Annotated in this window: 17 protein-coding genes; 5 read left to right on the forward strand and 12 right to left on the reverse strand. The window is 58.4% G+C overall.

The genetic code is table 11. From position 1 onward, the window contains the following. The first annotated feature begins 114 nt into the window (after positions 1 to 114). From arsC to HMPREF2541_RS06960, 3 genes are all read left to right on the forward strand, one after another. Positions 115 to 477: an arsenate reductase (glutaredoxin) gene (gene arsC, locus HMPREF2541_RS06950; RefSeq protein WP_064086355.1), complete on the forward strand. Its 363-nt coding sequence runs from the start codon at positions 115 to 117 to the stop codon at positions 475 to 477. A gap of 32 nt (positions 478 to 509) precedes the next feature. After that, positions 510 to 1,175 (forward strand): YdcF family protein, encoded by a 666-nt coding sequence (locus tag HMPREF2541_RS06955; RefSeq protein WP_023886739.1) that lies wholly within the window; start codon positions 510 to 512, stop codon positions 1,173 to 1,175. Between the two features lie 103 nt (positions 1,176 to 1,278). After that, positions 1,279 to 1,698 carry a CopD family protein gene (locus HMPREF2541_RS06960; protein ID WP_049258947.1) on the forward strand — a complete coding sequence of 140 codons (420 nt, stop codon included), beginning with the start codon at positions 1,279 to 1,281 and terminating at the stop codon, positions 1,696 to 1,698. A gap of 273 nt (positions 1,699 to 1,971) precedes the next feature. On the opposite strand, the gene HMPREF2541_RS06965 is transcribed toward HMPREF2541_RS06960, so the two are convergent. From HMPREF2541_RS06965 to HMPREF2541_RS06995, 7 genes are all read right to left on the reverse strand, one after another. Then, on the reverse strand, positions 1,972 to 2,859 hold the full coding sequence (locus HMPREF2541_RS06965) for a lipid A biosynthesis lauroyl acyltransferase (protein ID WP_003823062.1): 888 nt from the start codon (positions 2,857 to 2,859) through the stop codon (positions 1,972 to 1,974). A 135-nt stretch (positions 2,860 to 2,994) separates the two neighbouring features. Beyond that, positions 2,995 to 3,789 carry a serine O-acetyltransferase gene (gene cysE, locus HMPREF2541_RS06970; protein WP_003823060.1) on the reverse strand — a complete coding sequence of 265 codons (795 nt, stop codon included), beginning with the start codon at positions 3,787 to 3,789 and terminating at the stop codon, positions 2,995 to 2,997. Between the two features lie 520 nt (positions 3,790 to 4,309). After that, positions 4,310 to 5,569, reverse strand: a complete 1,260-nt coding sequence (gene rho, locus HMPREF2541_RS06975; RefSeq protein ID WP_003823056.1) for a transcription termination factor Rho — start codon at positions 5,567 to 5,569, stop codon at positions 4,310 to 4,312. A 249-nt stretch (positions 5,570 to 5,818) separates the two neighbouring features. After that, entirely contained in the window at positions 5,819 to 6,145 is a 327-nt protein-coding gene (gene trxA / locus HMPREF2541_RS06980) for a thioredoxin TrxA (RefSeq protein WP_003823052.1), read from the reverse strand. A 243-nt stretch (positions 6,146 to 6,388) separates the two neighbouring features. Continuing rightward, positions 6,389 to 6,589: a DUF2788 domain-containing protein gene (locus HMPREF2541_RS06985; RefSeq protein WP_003823051.1), complete on the reverse strand. Its 201-nt coding sequence runs from the start codon at positions 6,587 to 6,589 to the stop codon at positions 6,389 to 6,391. A gap of 97 nt (positions 6,590 to 6,686) precedes the next feature. Beyond that, on the reverse strand, positions 6,687 to 8,078 hold the full coding sequence (gene argH / locus HMPREF2541_RS06990) for an argininosuccinate lyase (protein WP_070542554.1): 1,392 nt from the start codon (positions 8,076 to 8,078) through the stop codon (positions 6,687 to 6,689). Between the two features lie 33 nt (positions 8,079 to 8,111). Then, positions 8,112 to 8,894, reverse strand: coding sequence for a hypothetical protein (locus HMPREF2541_RS06995; RefSeq protein ID WP_070542558.1), 783 nt, complete (start codon positions 8,892 to 8,894; stop codon positions 8,112 to 8,114). Positions 8,895 to 9,069: 175 nt separating this feature from the next. Between HMPREF2541_RS06995 and HMPREF2541_RS07000 the strand changes: the two genes are divergently transcribed. Continuing rightward, positions 9,070 to 10,200, forward strand: coding sequence for an anhydro-N-acetylmuramic acid kinase (locus HMPREF2541_RS07000; protein WP_070542561.1), 1,131 nt, complete (start codon positions 9,070 to 9,072; stop codon positions 10,198 to 10,200). Positions 10,201 to 10,387: 187 nt separating this feature from the next. Here HMPREF2541_RS07000 and HMPREF2541_RS07005 read toward each other — a convergent pair whose 3' ends face one another. The 5 genes from HMPREF2541_RS07005 to prmB all read right to left on the reverse strand — a co-directional run bounded on the left by HMPREF2541_RS07005 (position 10,388) and on the right by prmB (position 14,846). Next, positions 10,388 to 11,347, reverse strand: coding sequence for a cation diffusion facilitator family transporter (locus HMPREF2541_RS07005; protein ID WP_070542564.1), 960 nt, complete (start codon positions 11,345 to 11,347; stop codon positions 10,388 to 10,390). A gap of 219 nt (positions 11,348 to 11,566) precedes the next feature. Beyond that, on the reverse strand, positions 11,567 to 12,142 hold the full coding sequence (locus HMPREF2541_RS07010) for a UbiX family flavin prenyltransferase (protein WP_070542567.1): 576 nt from the start codon (positions 12,140 to 12,142) through the stop codon (positions 11,567 to 11,569). Between the two features lie 177 nt (positions 12,143 to 12,319). Continuing rightward, the gene (gene rlmB, locus HMPREF2541_RS07015) at positions 12,320 to 13,066 is read right to left on the reverse strand and encodes a 23S rRNA (guanosine(2251)-2'-O)-methyltransferase RlmB (protein WP_003823039.1); all 747 of its coding nucleotides are present in this window, start codon (positions 13,064 to 13,066) and stop codon (positions 12,320 to 12,322) included. A gap of 123 nt (positions 13,067 to 13,189) precedes the next feature. Continuing rightward, complete coding sequence (thiE, locus tag HMPREF2541_RS07020; protein ID WP_070542569.1) at positions 13,190 to 13,810, reverse strand: thiamine phosphate synthase; 621 nt, start codon at positions 13,808 to 13,810, stop codon at positions 13,190 to 13,192. A gap of 136 nt (positions 13,811 to 13,946) precedes the next feature. Next, a complete protein-coding gene (gene prmB / locus HMPREF2541_RS07025; protein ID WP_070542572.1) occupies positions 13,947 to 14,846 on the reverse strand; it encodes a 50S ribosomal protein L3 N(5)-glutamine methyltransferase in 900 nt (299 codons plus the stop codon). A gap of 107 nt (positions 14,847 to 14,953) precedes the next feature. Here prmB and HMPREF2541_RS07030 point away from each other — a divergent pair, with 107 nt between their 5' ends. Continuing rightward, on the forward strand, positions 14,954 to 15,382 hold the full coding sequence (locus HMPREF2541_RS07030; protein ID WP_050754436.1) for a hypothetical protein: 429 nt from the start codon (positions 14,954 to 14,956) through the stop codon (positions 15,380 to 15,382). Positions 15,383 to 15,519: the final 137 nt, after the last annotated feature.

Genomic DNA, 15,519 nt, shown 5'->3' on the forward strand with positions numbered 1-15,519 from the left:
CGCCTTGTCCTGATTTAAATTTAATCCACTATATTAGCCAGCTATCATGGCATCAGCTATTTTGGCTGCCAAGCCGCTGTTTAAACAAACCATCATTTCCCCGCGAGCATCCCCATGAGCGAAACCGTTTTGCTGTATCACAACCCGAATTGTTCCAAATCCCGCGCCGCCCTGGAGTGGCTGCAACAGCAGCCGGGCGTGGCCGTACAAACGCTGGATTACCGTGCCAACCCGCCTTCCGAAGCCGATTTGCGCAGCTTGTTGCAACAGCTCGGCAGCCCAGATGTGCGCAACATCATGCGTACCGGCGATGCGGCTTATGCAGAGCTGGGTTTGGACAAGCTGGAGTTGAGTCAAGACGAGCTGATTGCCGCGCTGCACCAACATCCGGTGTTGCTGCAACGCCCGATTGCGGTATACCGCCAACGCGCCGCCATCGGTCGGCCGCTGGAAAACATTATCGCCTTGTTCGATTAACTGATTGAGTTGTAAATATATGTGAGACCACCATGCTGGCCATATTCCGCGGTTCCTTGTTGCGCCAAGTTTGGCGGGGCATCAAGCTCTGCCTGCTGGTGTTGCTGGTGCAGGCCGCATGGTGCACTTGGCTGGTGTACAGCTATAGCACGCGCACCGCTTCCCGGCGGGCAGATGCAGCGGTGGTGCTGGGCGCGGCAGCCTGGGGCAAAAATCCTTCGCCCGTATTCCGCGAGCGCATCAACCACGGCATCACGCTCTACCGCAATAATCGGGTGGGCAAACTGATTTTCACCGGCGGTACGCCCAAGGCGGGCTATATGACCGAAGCCGAAGTGGCCCGCCGCTACGCCCGCGGCCACGGCGTGCCGAATAAAGACATCCTGCTGGAAACCACGTCGCGCGATACACAGCAAAATTTGGAAAATACCAAAGCCTTAATGTATAACAACGGTTTGGAAAGCGTGGTTATCATCAGCGACCCCTACCACCTTGCCCGTGCCGCTGCCGTGGCCGATTATGTGGGGCTGGATTACCAAACCGAGCCCACGCCCACCAGCCGCTACAGCGGCCAGAACCGCGCCAAATTCATGGCCAGCGAAGTGCTGTCGCTGATGGCCTTTCAGTGGTGGCGGCTGAGCGAAACCGTCGCCGCCTATGGGCGTGATTATCTGCTTTCACGGCAAGCGGGGCAGTAGTGCAACACGCCATTGCCTTGCCGCCATCATTTGCCTGCCGGCGAGCGGCGTAAAGTGGTAACAGTATTTCCCTATTCAGTTCACATTATTTTCAGGTAGCCCTATGTATTTGCTGTTCAAACTGCTGCATATTTTCTTTATTATTTCGTGGTTTGCCGGCTTGTTTTACCTGCCGCGCATCTATGTGAACCTGGCCATGGTGCCGACAGGCAGCACGGAATACCGCCAGCTTCTGGGCATGGCGCAGCGCCTGTTTAAATTCATGACGCCGCTGGGCATCGGCGCGGTGCTGTTCGGGCTGCTGATTCCGTTTTTCACCGGCTGGTGGGGCCAGGGCTGGGTACATACCAAAATCACGCTGGCCGTTATCCTCGCGGGCTACCATTTCTACTGCTACCGCCTGCTTATCGATTTCCAAGAGCGGCGCAATCGCTATTCGCACCGTTGGTTTCGTGTGTTCAACGAGATTCCAGTGCTGGTGATGGCGGCAGCGTTGTATTTGGTGGTGTATAAGCCGTTTTAGTTCAGATACGGATTTTCAGGTAGCCTCTGAATAGCGGGAGGCTACCTGAAAATATTTAGAGAAATAGAAATGTTTTGCTATTCAGTAGTTGGGTGCTCATGTGTATCGGCAGGGCATACTGATTGAGGGTATGGAGATTATGGGCTGCTATACGGATGGTATGGCAGGTATTAAAGCAAAAAAGGCTACCTGAAACTGTTTTCAGGTAGCCTTTTTTACCGGAGTGGGTTGAGAACAGGCCGTTGGAAGATTGCTTTCCAATGGCCTGTATGGTTAGGTGTGGCCGGATTTGGCGTAGAAATCGGGGCTACCTTCGGGGCGGGTTTTGAAGCGTTTGTGCAGCCAGAAGTATTGTTCGGGCTGTTCGCGCACGCGCTCTTCGATAAAGTCGTTCATACGCTGTACGTCGGCTTGCACGTCTTCGCTGGGGAAGTTTTCCCAGGCGGGGTAGAAGCGCAGGATAACGTGGCCGTTGGGCTGGCGGGTGGGGATGGCGGGCACGACTTTGGCTTGGGTGAGGGCGGCGATGCGGGGGAGGCCGGCGATGGTGGCGGTGGGGATGCCGAAGAAGTCGGCGAAGATGGAATCTTTGCGGCCGAAGTCTTGGTCGGGCAGGTAGAGGAAGGGGGCGGGGTCGGCGCGCAGGTGTTTGATGATGGCGCGCAGGCCTTCGGTGCGGCCGATGAGGAAGACGTTGTTGTAGCGGTGGCGGCCGCGCAGGATTTGCTGGTCGAGCACCGGATTTTTCTGGTGGGAATACATGCTGGTGAGCGGCACGTCTTGGTTGAGCGCGTACACGGCGAGCTCGAAGGCGGTAAAGTGGGGATAGAGCAGGATAACTTTATTCCCGGCGGCGAGCTCGTTGTCGAGATGATGTTTGTCTTGGTAGAGGACGAGGGATTTGAGCCGCTCGGCGCTGCCATACCAATAGAGGCCGTATTCAAGAATGAGTTTGGCCATATGGCGGAAGTGGCATTTGAGCAGGGTTTTGCGCTGTTTTTCGCTTAATTCGGGGAAGCACAGGCGCAGGTTGATTTCGCCGATGCGGCGGCGGGGGGCGACGGCATAATAGGCGAGGCTGCCGATGGCGTCGGCCAGCTTTTGGATGGCGGCGAAGGGCAAAAGTTGGATGAGGTAAAGAAAGAAAAAGGCGACTTTCATGGGCGGGTGCAATCGGGCGGGTTGCGGGGATTATACAGCGGCGGGCCGGCGGAAAGGGCTACCTGAAATGATCTGCCGGCATGTTGGCCAGGCAGAAAGCTGTGCTGTTTGTTTTCAGGTAGCCTTTATCTGCCATCATGAATCCAAGCTTTGATCCATATCGGCGGAGGGGCGCACGTTGCCTTGACCGATCACGCGGGCGGGCACGCCGACTACGGTACTGTGGGCGGGTACGTCGTGCACCACCACGCTGCCGGCGCCGACTTTGGCGCATTCGTTCACGCGGATGTTACCGAGGATGGAGGCATTGGCGCCGATCATCACGCCGTCGCTGATTTTGGGGTGACGGTCGCCGCCTTCTTTGCCGGAGCCGCCGAGGGTAACGCCGTGCAGGATGGAGATGTCATTGCCCAAAACGGCGGTTTCACCCACCACAAGGCCGGTGCCGTGGTCGACCATAATACCGTGGCCGAAACGGGCGGCGGGGTGGATGTCGATGCCAAATACTTCGGAGGCGCGGTTTTGCAGGAAGTAGGCGAGGGTTTTGCGGCCGTGCTGCCACAGCCAGTGGTTGATACGGTGGGCTTGCACGGCGTGGAAGCCTTTGTAGTAGAGTAGCGGCAGGTAGTAGGCGTCGCAGGCGGGGTCGCGTTCGTAGTAGGCGACGATGTCGGCCTGCATGGCTTTGGAAATGCGGGTGTCGCTGTCGAGTGCCTGGAAGAAGATTTCGTTGAGCGCGCGGCTGTCCATCACGGGGCTGGCGAGCTTGCTGGAAAGGTGGAAGGCGAGCACGCGGTCGATGCTGCTGTGGCGCAGCACGGTTTGGTGTAGGAAGCTGGCGAGCATGGGCTCGCTTTGGGCGGCTTGGGCGGTTTCGGCCAGGATGGTTTGCCACAGGGTGCGGCTGTCGGCGTAGTCGAGGGTGGTCATGTTTTCAGGTAGCCTTTAGGAGGGCTATAGTTAAAATACTTTACTATCATTAGGATGCTGGCCTAAAGCCCATCCACTCATTTATTTGCAAAAGTTGAATTGAAGCGCATATTGCTCACAAGCAACATTGGATTCCAGGCGATTTTTATTATTTGTGTTCTGTTCCCCTTTGCGCCTCATGCCGGCGCGGGGCACTTCCTTTTCTTTGCTTCGCCAAAGAAAAGCGACTGCGGGCACAGGTTTGGCTTCGCCAAACTTCCCTCACTTCACGTGATTTTTCGGGCGGGCTCGCAACTTGCGGCTGCGCCGCTTCGAACATGCAAGCCCTTGTTTCCCGAAAAACCACGCTCCGTTCGGCTGCGCCAGCAGAGAATGACTGCAACCTAACCATTTGCGCCAAAGATTCTGCATTTCGATTTTTGATAGATTTATTATGGTTTTCAGGTAGCCTCTAAGGCTACCTGAAAGTGCGGGCGTCAACAAGGTAAGCTGGTATTTTGGTGGAGCTGAGGCGGCGGGCCTATTTGCCGCGCATCAGCTCGAAAAACTCGTCGTTATTTTTGCTGTCTTTGAGTTTGCCCACCAGGAATTCGGTGGCTTCGAGGTCGTCCATCGGGTGGAGGAATTTGCGCAGCAGCCACATGCGTTGCAGGCGGTCGTTAGAAACGAGCATTTCTTCGCGGCGGGTGCCGGATTTGTTGATGTTGATGGCAGGGAACACGCGTTTTTCGGCCATGCGGCGGTCGAGGTGCAGCTCCATGTTGCCCGTGCCTTTGAATTCTTCAAAAATCACATCGTCCATGCGGCTGCCGGTTTCCACCAACGCGGTGGCGATGATGGTGAGCGAGCCGCCTTCTTCGATGTTGCGGGCGGCGCCGAAGAAGCGTTTGGGGCGGTGCAGGGCGTTGGCGTCCATGCCGCCGGTGAGGATTTTGCCGGAGGTGGGGGCAACGGTGTTGTAGGCGCGCGCCAGGCGGGTGATGGAGTCGAGCAGGATCACCACGTCTTTTTTGTGCTCCACCATGCGCTTGGCTTTTTCAATCACCATTTCGGCTACCTGAACGTGGCGGGCGGCGGGTTCGTCGAAGGTGGAGGCCACCACTTCGCCGCGCACGGAGCGGGTCATTTCGGTTACTTCTTCGGGGCGCTCGTCGATCAGCAGCACAATCAGCACCACTTCGGGATAGTTGGCAGTAATGGCGTGGGCAATATTTTGCAACATCACGGTTTTGCCGGTTTTGGGCGGCGCCACCAAAAGAGCGCGCTGGCCCATGCCGATGGGGGAAACCAAATCGATGGCGCGGGCGGTGATATTTTCTTCGGCCTTAATGTCGCGTTCGAGCTTGATCGGACGGGTGGGGAAGAGGGGGGTAAGGTTTTCAAACAGGATTTTGTGTTTGCACACTTCCGGGTCGTCACCGTTGATTTTATCGAGGCGCACGAGGGCGAAGTAGCGCTCGTTGTCTTTGGGCACGCGCACGCTGCCTTCGATGGTGTCGCCGGTGTGCAGGTTGAAGCGGCGGATTTGGTTGGGGGAAACGTAGATATCGTCGGGGCTGGCCAGATAGGAAGTGTCGGTGCTGCGCAAGAAGCCGAAGCCGTCGGGCAGGATTTCGAGCGTGCCGGAGCAGCTGAAGCTTTCGCCCTGTTTCATCATGTGGCGGACGATGGAAAACACCAAATCTTGTTTGCGTAGGCGGTTGGCGTTTTCAATGCCGTGTTGTTCGGCCATTTCCAAAAGTTTGGAAATGTGCTGGGTTTGTAGTTCGGAAACGTGCATAAGATTATGTTTTGTGTTGAATAATGGATAAATTGATTAAATGAACGCGCGGTTCAGATAATGGGAAAACGGGGATATGTGTGGGGATGGGTTTGGAAGATTTAAGAGTTTTGGCTGTTGTAAGCCGGAGAATGGGGCTGCGCACCAAAAGTGAGGCGGGCGCAAAACGGCGGCATTCTAGGAGCTTTGGTACGGCTTGTCAAGGAAAGCCACCGCCGGAAGAAGCGGCGGTGGCGGAATGAGGCGGTATTACAGTGAAGCGTTCAAGAAATCGGTGAGCTGGCCTTTGCTCAGGGCGCCCACTTTGGTGGCCACGCGCTGGCCGCCGTTGAACACCATCAGGGTGGGGATGCCGCGCACGCCGAATTGGGCGGGGGTTTGCTCGTTTTCGTCGATATTCATCTTCACTACTTGCAGCTTGCCTTGGAACTCTTCAGCGATGTCGTCCAGAATCGGGGCGATCATTTTGCAGGGGCCGCACCAGGGAGCCCAGAAGTCGAGCAATACGGGCAGCTCGGCTTTCAATACGTCTTTTTCAAAGGCAGCATCGGAGGTGTGGATGATTTGGTTGCTCATGTTTTTTCCTTTCAGATAGGGATTTCAGATGGCAGGCAAGATACGGGTTTCGCCGCAAAATAACAAGGCCGGCCGTGCATCGGCAATGGCGGTTATAGTTTCCGGCAATGGCCGAAGTAATGTGTATTGAGGCTACCTGAAAATGTGCGGCTGTGGTTTTAACTTCGTTGAAGTTTCGTTTCCGCTCCGTAAAAACCTGGCTTGCTTTTGAAATCTGTGTTTCAGGTAGCCGTTGCCAACGGGTTACTTCAAAATCACATTCACCAACACTTCTTTCATCAAAAAGCCCATCACGCCCAAGCCGAGCACAAAAAACAGCACGGCCATGCCGAATTTGCTGGCGCCGGATTTTTTGCCTAAGTCCCAAATAATGAAGCCGATGAAGATAACCAGCACGCTGAGGCCGATTTTCATACCCCAGGCGGAAAGTTGGGCTTCGGTCATGATGTTTCCTTTTTAATTAAGATGGTGTGAATGGCGCATTATATCGCTAAAGTTTGTGCAAGGCAGCGGGGCGGCAACAGGCTACCTGAAACCGCTGTTACGCATCTGCCGCCAGCAGCTTCCGCCAGCGGGCTACCTGAAACTTCACCTGCTCCGGTGCGGTGCCGCCCAAGTGGTTGCGGGCGTTCAGGCTGCCTTCGGGGGTGAGCACTTGGTAAACGTCGTTTTCAATCAATGCGCTGAATCCTTGCAGCACGGTGAGCGGCAGGTCTTCCAGACCGCAGCCTGCCTGTTCGGCGTGGCGCACGGCTTGGGCGACGGCTTCGTGGCTGTCGCGGAAGGGCAGGCCTTTTTTGACCAGGTAATCCGCCAAATCGGTGGCGGTGGCGAAGCCTTGCAGCACGGCGGCGCGCATGGCTTCAGGCTTCACGGTGATGCCACGCATCATGTCGGCGTAAATCCGCAGCGTGTCGATGAGCGTGTCCACCGTGTCAAACAGCGGCTCTTTGTCTTCCTGATTGTCTTTGTTATACGCCAGCGGCTGGGATTTCATCAGCATAATCAGGCCGGTGAGGTGGCCGATGACGCGGCCGGATTTGCCGCGCACGAGTTCTGGCACGTCGGGGTTTTTCTTCTGCGGCATGATGCTGGAACCGGTGCAGAAACGATCGGCGATGTCGATAAAGCCGAAGCGGGGCGACATCCACAAAATCAGTTCTTCGGACAGGCGGCTCAAATGCACCATCACCAGCGAGGCGGCGGCGGTGAATTCGATGGCGAAGTCGCGGTCGGACACGGCATCAAGCGAGTTTTGGCAGATTTGCTCGAAGCCCAGCAGCGCGGCGGTGGTTTCGCGGCGGACGGGGAAGGTGGTGCCGGCCAGTGCGGCGGCGCCCAGCGGCATGCGGTTGGTGCGGCGGCGGCAGTCGGCCATGCGTTCGTCGTCGCGGCCGAACATTTCCACATAGGCGAGCAGGTGGTGGCCGAAGCTGACGGGTTGGGCTACCTGAAGATGCGTGAAGCCGGGCATGACGGTGGCGGCGTTTTGTTCGGCTAAATCAAGCAGGGCAGCCTGCAAGTCTTTAATCAGGCGGCGGATGGTGGAAATTTCGTCGCGCAGCCACAGGCGGATGTCGGTGGCGACTTGGTCGTTGCGGCTGCGGCCGGTATGCAGGCGTTTGCCGGCATCGCCGATTTTGTCGGTGAGGCGGCGTTCGATGTTCATGTGCACGTCTTCCAAATCGAGCGACCATTGCAGGCTGCCTGCTTCGATTTCGGCTTGGATTTCGGCCATGCCGCGCCGGATGTCGGCCAAATCCTGCGCGGAGAGTACGCCGGCTTCGTGCAGCATCTGCGCGTGCGCGAGCGAGCCTTGGATGTCGTGGCGGGCGAGGCGTTGGTCGAAGTTGATGGAGGCGGTGTATTGTTTGACGAGTTCGGACACGGGCTCGTTGAAACGGCCGGACCAGGTTTTGTTGTCGGTGGTCATGATGGGGTTCCTTCTATTTGGTAAGGTGAATTTTTAGGCTGCCAGACGCCCGGTTAGCCAGTATTTGCCGCTAATGACATTGCCGATTTGCGGCGCATGATCAAACATGTTGCTTGGAAATACTGCTTGCAGCGTGCCGCCGTGGGTTTCGATCAGGCAGCAGTAAAAATCGTTGCCGGATAATTCGTTGCGGCGCGTTTCGGCTGCGCGGACAGTGCCGATAAACCATGCGCTCGCTTTGGCTGGATTTTCCGCATTATCGGAAGATTGAAACATACCCAACGGGGTGAAGAATGTGCTGCTTAATGGCAGTTCAGGGTCTTGTTGCGCTTCAAATGCGGCTTCATCGGCAAAAATATCAGCCTCTTCGGCAAAGGCACACAGGCGGATTTGGCAGCTGGTGCTTTCTGAGTGCTCGGGGAAGCTGGCCAAATCGGGGGTGTCAAACACGAAAGGATAACTGCCGCCCAGCCATTCGCCGTCTTTCCATTCGCTGCCGTTCATCCAGGCCTGCACTGAGCCTGTGCCGTCGCCATAGCCGCTGGGGAATACGGCATCTATGCCTACGGTGTGCAGGCTACCTGAAAAATAGGGTTCGGCGCAGAGCAGGCTGTCATCGTCTGAAAAGCCCAGCCATAACTGGGCGCCGCTGGGATCAGAATACACCATATAGTTGTCGGAAGGCTCGGCTTCGGAAGAGTGCTCTTCCGTGTCGTCCTCATTTTCGGCAAGCGTGCGCAGGGCCTGGCGGATGAGGTCGTTCAGCTCGTCGTTGCTGTTGATAGTGGGGAAACCAATAGCAGAATAGTGGCTCATGGGGGCGTCCTTAAATACTGCAAAGCGTAAAAATAGCGTTTCAGGTAGCCTTATCGCGGCGGAGGCTACCTGAAAGCAGTACGGGCATTATAGTCCAATCCTCCAATGGGGCTACCTGAAAACAGCTGCCATTCGCTATATAATGCCGCCGTCTTTCCCACATAGCCCCCGCACCATGACCCAATACTATATCGGCCTGATGTCCGGCACCAGCATGGACGGCGTAGATGCCGTGCTGGCGGCTTTTGACGGCACGCGCTGGCAGGGCGCGCTCGGCCATTTTGCCGTGCCCTATAGCGATGATTTGCGCCGCCGCCTGCTGGATTTGCAAAACCCCGGCGGCAACGAAATCCACCGCAGCGAAATGCTCGCGCAAGAGTTGGCATCGCTTAATGCTCAAGCCGTGCACGGCCTGCTGGTGCAGCAAAAGCTTGCCCCGCGCGATATCGCCGCCATCGGCGCACACGGCCAAACCGTGCGCCATGCCCCCGAGCACGGCTACACCGTGCAGCTCATCAACCTGCCGCTCTTGGCCGAGCTTACCGGCATCGACACTGTGGGCGACTTCCGCCGCCGCGACATGGCCGGCGGCGGCCAAGGCGCGCCGCTCGTGCCCGCTTTCCATCAGGCCGTGTTCGGCAGCCCGGAGTATGGCCGCGTGGTGCTCAATATCGGCGGCATTGCCAACATCAGCGTGTTGCAACCGCATGCCGATGCCAGCGGCTTCGACACCGGCCCCGGCAATATGCTGGCCGATGCCTATATGCAGCACCGTTTCGGCCAAACCTGCGACCGGGACGGCGCCCTTGCCCGCAGCGGCCGCGTTATTCCCGAGTTGCTGCAAACCCTGCTGGCACACCCTTATTTCCACCGCACCCCGCCGAAAAGCACCGGCCGTGATTTGTTTTCCCTCGATTGGCTGCAAGGCTACCTGAAAAACAGCGAAACTAACACATCACTATTGGAAAGCGGCTACGCCCCCGCCGATATCGTGCGTACCCTCAACGCCCTCACCGCACAAAGCATTGCCGACGCCATTGCCGCCCATGCTCCCGGCGTACGCGAAGTGTTTGCCTGCGGCGGCGGCGTGTTCAACCCCGTGCTGATGGCCGAGCTCTCCGGCAGGCTCGCCCCGTTCGGCATCCGCACCGCCACCACCGACGAGCTAAACCTGCCGCCGCAATGGGTGGAAGCCGCCGCCTTCGCCTGGCTCGCCGCCTGCCGCGTGTGCCACGAGCCGGGCAACCCCCACGCCGCCACCGGCGCGAAACAGCCCTATATCCTCGGCGCTTGGCATTGCGCGTGAGTTTGTGATGAGAGGGAAGTTTTGGTGGCAGGTACATCGAAACGCTTGGTATTCGTTCATTTCGTGCATGCATATGTTTTCAGGTAGCCTGACGGAGACAGGCTACCTGAAAAGAAGGGTAGAGTGAGTGGTAAGCGTAAGCTTATATGGCACATGGAACGAAATATAGCTTGCCGTTAAGCCTAATCTATTCTGGATTCTCATTATGGGGGTGTTCGCCTTCATGCGTAGGCTGTTCGCATGCCTGGCAACATACGGTGCCGGTATCGGCGGGCTCGGTTTGCACCGTGATGTGGCTGATGCCGTGTTTTTGCACCGTTGCCTGCACTTGTTGCGCCAAGACGGCGGCCTCTGCCACGGTTAGGTCGCCGCGCACGATGATGTGGCAGGACATAGCGTGTTTCTTGCTGGTAATCGTCCAGGCATGCAAGTCGTGTATGCCCAATATGCCGTTGATTTTCTGAATGTCTTCGACAATTTTCACCAAGTCCGTGCCTTTGGGCGTGCCTTCCATCAGGATGTGCAGGCTACCTGAAAGCACGCCCCAGCCGCTTTTGCCAATCAGCAGCGCCACTGCCGCGCTGGCCGCCAAGTCCGCCCAGTTCCAGCCGTAAAACTGTATCAGCAGGCCGGCTGCTACTGCGGCAACGGAACCGAGCAAATCGCCCACCACATGCAAAAACGCGCCGCGCATGTTCAGGTTGTCCTTCTCGCCGCGCAACATATACCAAGCGATAAATAGGTTCACCAAGAGCCCGAGCACGGCCACCGCCAGCATCGCGCTGCCCGCCACGGGCACGGGCTGGAAGGCGCGGATAACGGCTTCGACCACAATCCATGCCGCCATCACCACCAGCGTGAGGCCGTTGAGCGCGGCGGCTAGGATTTCCACGCGTTGATAGCCGTAGCTTTTCTGCGAGTTGGCGGCCTTTTCCGCCCATTTGAAGGCGAACAGGGCGAGGGCGAGCGAGGCGGCATCGGAAAACATGTGCCCCGCGTCCGACAAGAGCGCGAGGCTGCCGCTGAGCCAGCCTGCCGCCGCTTCCACCAACATAAAGCCGGCAATCACGGCCAGCGATACTCGCAGGATGCGGGTGTTGGTGCTGTGGGCGTGGGCATGGTTGTGTTCGTGGGTGTGGAAGGACATGGGCACTCCTTGGGCTGGATTGGGGCTACCTGAAAAATAGGCAGGGCAATAGGGGCGGGCATTTATGCCCACGGGCTTTCAGGTAGCCGGAGAAGTATAAACTGTAGTAGCAAGAGTTCATCTACTTGCTTGTCCCATAGGTTACCTGAAATATCCGGCTGCATGGCTGCCGGTATGTTCAGGTAGCCTTTTGCCAGATTGTGCAGGCGGTTTCCCATTTCAAGGCGTACCACCATTCCAGTGGGGCAAATCGGGAATGCGGATACCGAACAGGCCGAGGGCGCGGCCTACGCTGTGGGCGAGCAGTTCGTCTATGCTTTGCGGGCGCAGGTAGAGGGCGGGCACGGGCGGGAAGATGATGCCGCCCATTTCGGTGATGCGGCGCATATTGTCGAGGTGGGCGATGTTGAGCGGGGTTTCGCGCGCCATCAGCACGAGGCGGCGGCGCTCTTTGAGGGTAACGTCGGCGGCGCGGGTGAGCAGGTTGTCGCCCAGGCCGTGGGCGATGGCGGCGAGGCTGCGCATGGAGCAGGGGGCCACCAGCATGCCGGCGGTTTCAAACGAGCCGCTGGCGATGGCGGCGCCGAGGTTCCGGACGGGGTGCACCACGTCGGCCAGCGCGGCAATATCTTCGATGCGGTGCGCGGTTTCGTGGCGGCAGGTGTGCTCCGCGCCTTCGGAAATCACGAGGTGGGTTTCGATATCGGCTGCGTTTTGCAGCAGTTGCAGGGCTTTGTGGCCGTATTGGAAGCCGTCGGCGCCGCTGATGCCGAGGATGAGGCGTTGGGTGGGCATGGGGTTTTGTTGGTGGTTGGATTTTGGTTTTCAGGTAGCCTTTGGGATGGGCTACCTGAAAGTTATGGGGGAGGGCGGAATAAGTTGCCTGTGCAGGGTATCGTTGGGGAGGTGCTTTAGCTTCACGAAAGCCCGGGCTTTCAGGTAGCCCGGATGGTCAGGCTACCTGAAACTGCTTCAACCGGCCTTCAGCGCGCGCTGGCGGCGGGTTTCGGCCAGCACCATGCCGGTACTCACGGAAACGTTCAGGCTTTCCACTGTGCCGAGCATGGGGATAGACACCAGTGCGTCGCAGTGTTCGCGGGTGAGGCGGCGCATGCCTTCGCCTTCGTTGCCCATCACCCAGGCCACGGCGGCGGGGATGTCGTAGTGGAACAAGTCAGCTTCGCCGCCCATGTCGGTGCCCACTATCCAGATGTCGCGCTCTTTGAGCTCGCGCAGGGTGCGGGCGAGGTTGGTAACGGCGATGTAGGGCACGGTTTCGGCGGCGCCGCAGGCCACTTTGCTAACGGTGGCATTCAAGCCGACACTGCGGTTTTTCGGCGCAATTACGGCATGCACACCCATGGCGTCGGCCACGCGCAGGCAGGCGCCGAGGTTGTGCGGGTCGGTGATGCCGTCTAGGATGAGCAGCAGCGGCGGCTCAGTAAGGTTGTCGAGCACGTCGTCGAGGTGGACGTGGTTGTGCGAAGCGTCGATAAAGCCGGCGATACCTTGGTGGCGCGCGTGGCGGCACAGATTATCGAGGCGGGCGGCTTCCACGAAGTGGACGGGAATATTTTCCTGCGCGGCTTTTTCTAAGGCCTGCTGCATACGGGTATCGTGGCGGCCGGATAGGGCGTAGAGCTCGGTGAGGCTTTTGGGGTTTTGCCATAGGCGGGCGTTGACTGCGTGGAAGCCGTAGATCAGGCGGCGGTTGGACATATGGTTTGCTTTCGTGATGCAGGCTACTTGAAAAAGCGGATGCGGTTTCAGGTAGCCTTTTGGATATCGGGGTTTAATTTACGCGGCAGCTTTCGCTTGCGGATGGCCGCATGGTGTACGGCCTTATTCCGGCCACAATTTTTGGAAGGCGCGCACGGCGGCGGCAGGGTCGGGGGCGTGGGTGACGGCGCTGACCACAGCCAGCGAGGACACGCCGGTGGCGAGCACGGCGGGCGCGTTTTCCAGCGTAATGCCGCCGATGGCCACAGTGGGGGTATTGCCGGCCTGCTGCACGTAGCGGCGCAGTTTGTCCAGTCCCTGCGGTTCGGTGGGCATGGCTTTGGTGTTGGTGGCAAATACGGCGCCGCAGGCCACGTAGCTGGGCTGAACGGCCAAGGCGCGGGCCATTTCGGCTTCGTCGTGTGTGCTCAGCCCCAAGCGGATGCCGGCGCGGGCGAGGGCGGCGAAGTCGGCACTGTCCATGTCTTCTTGGCCGAGGTGCACGCCGTAGGCGCCTTCTTCGAGGGCGAGCTGCCAGTGGTCGTTGATAAAAAGTTGGCTGTGTGAACCGCGGGTGGCGGCGATGGCACGGCGGATTTCCCGGCGCAGGGCTTCGCCGGTGAGGTGTTTGCTGCGCAGTTGCACGGTGTCTGCGCCGGCCTCGACCATGCGCGCCACCCAATCGGCATCGGGCACTACGGCGTAGAATTTGAGGGGGCGGACGACAGGGGGAAAGGGTTGCATAGCGGGCTACCTGCGGGTGGTTGCGGGGTGGCTATTATAACGCAGCCGCTGATGGCCGGGATGGAAAAGGCTACCTGAAAATGGATTGGAGTTTTCAGGTAGCCTTTTGTGATGGATGGGAGACGGTAGGCTTTGCCTACTCTTCGCCCAATAATTGCTCGCGGGTGAGCAGGAAAACGCTGCTGCCGCCGTCGCTTTGTTCGGGCCAGAAGAAGGGGAGCTGGGGTAAGGCGGCTTCGAGGGCTTCGCGGTTGTGGCCGATTTCCACCAGCAATACGCCGTGTGGATTGAGGAAGCGGGGGGCGTGTTGGAGGATTTGGCGGGTGGCGTCGAGGCCGTCTTCGCCGCTGCCGAGTGCCATTTCGGGTTCGTGCAGGTATTCGGCGGGCAGGGCGGCGACGCTTTCGGCGTTTACGTAGGGTGGGTTGGAGATGATGAGGTCGTAAGTGCCGGAAAGGTTGGCGAAGAGGTCGCTTTGAATCAGGCGGACGCGCTCTTCTAGGCCGTAGTTGGCCACGTTGATAGCGGCCACTTCCAAGGCTTCGGGGCTGAGGTCGGCGGCGTCGACTTGGGCTTCGGGGTAGTGGCAGGCGGCTTGGATGGCGAGGCAGCCGCTGCCGGTGCAGAGGTCGAGCACGCGGTGGATAGAGTGGCTGTCGCCTGTCCACGGGGCGATGGGCTCGCCGAGTTGTTCGTAGATGAAGGAGCGGGGGATAAGCACGCGTTCGTCTACATAAAATTCGAAGTCGCCCTGCCAGGCTTGACGGGTGAGGTAGGGCATGGGGAGGCGTTCGTTGACGCGGCGTTCGGCCAGGCTGAGCACGGCGTCGATTTCTTCGGGCAGGAGCGCGGCATCGAGATAGGGCTCGAGGGTGTCGAGCGGGAGGGCGAGGGTGTGGAGGATGAGATAGGCGGCTTCATCGTGGGCGTTATCGCTGCCGTGGCCGAAACTGAGGCGGGCTTGGTTGAAGCGGCTGGTGCAAAAGCGCAGGAGGTCGCGCGGGGTGCGGAGGTGTTGGCGGGCTTGGGCAAACATGGTGTTGGCGTGTTTATGAAATGGTAAGGGGTGGGATTATAACGGATTGGCGGGTGAGGCTACCTGAAAATTTGGTGGGGCGGTTTGTGGCGGCTATGGAATGGTGTATGATTAATTTGTTGCTTAAACATTGGTTTAAGGAGGAGATGATGTTGGCGAAACTTTTTCAGGTAGCCTTTGCCGGCCTGCTGCTGGCGGGCTGTGCGATGACGCCGCAGCAGCGTGCGGCCTATGAGGCGGCAAGGGAGCGGGAGATGAAGCAGACGGCGGTGGCGCTGGCAGCGCAGTGCGACCGGCGCACGGCTGAGCTGTTGGCTTTGCAACAGGAGGATTACTTGGGGGTGGCGGATGCCGAGAAACCTAAGTTGCAGCGTGAATACCGGCGGCGGATTGCGGAGCCGTCTTTTCAGGCTTGTTATCGGATGGCTTGGGAGAATCTGGTGTATCGGCAGCAGCTGGAAATGTTGGAGCGGCGTGAGCGGCGGCGTGAGTTGGAGTGGATGATGTATCGGCCGTATTATCCGTATTGGTGGTAGGGTGGTTTTTATCAGTTTGGTTATATTCGGTTTCCAATAGATTGTTGGGAGCCGATTTTTTATTGCTAATCATATAATTATTTTATAAGTAAATATTCATTTAATCTAGGGGCTTAGGAAGCAAAATCACTCAATAT

This window comes from Eikenella sp. HMSC061C02, from assembly GCF_001809035.1.
Lineage (GTDB): Bacteria > Pseudomonadota > Gammaproteobacteria > Burkholderiales > Neisseriaceae > Eikenella > Eikenella corrodens.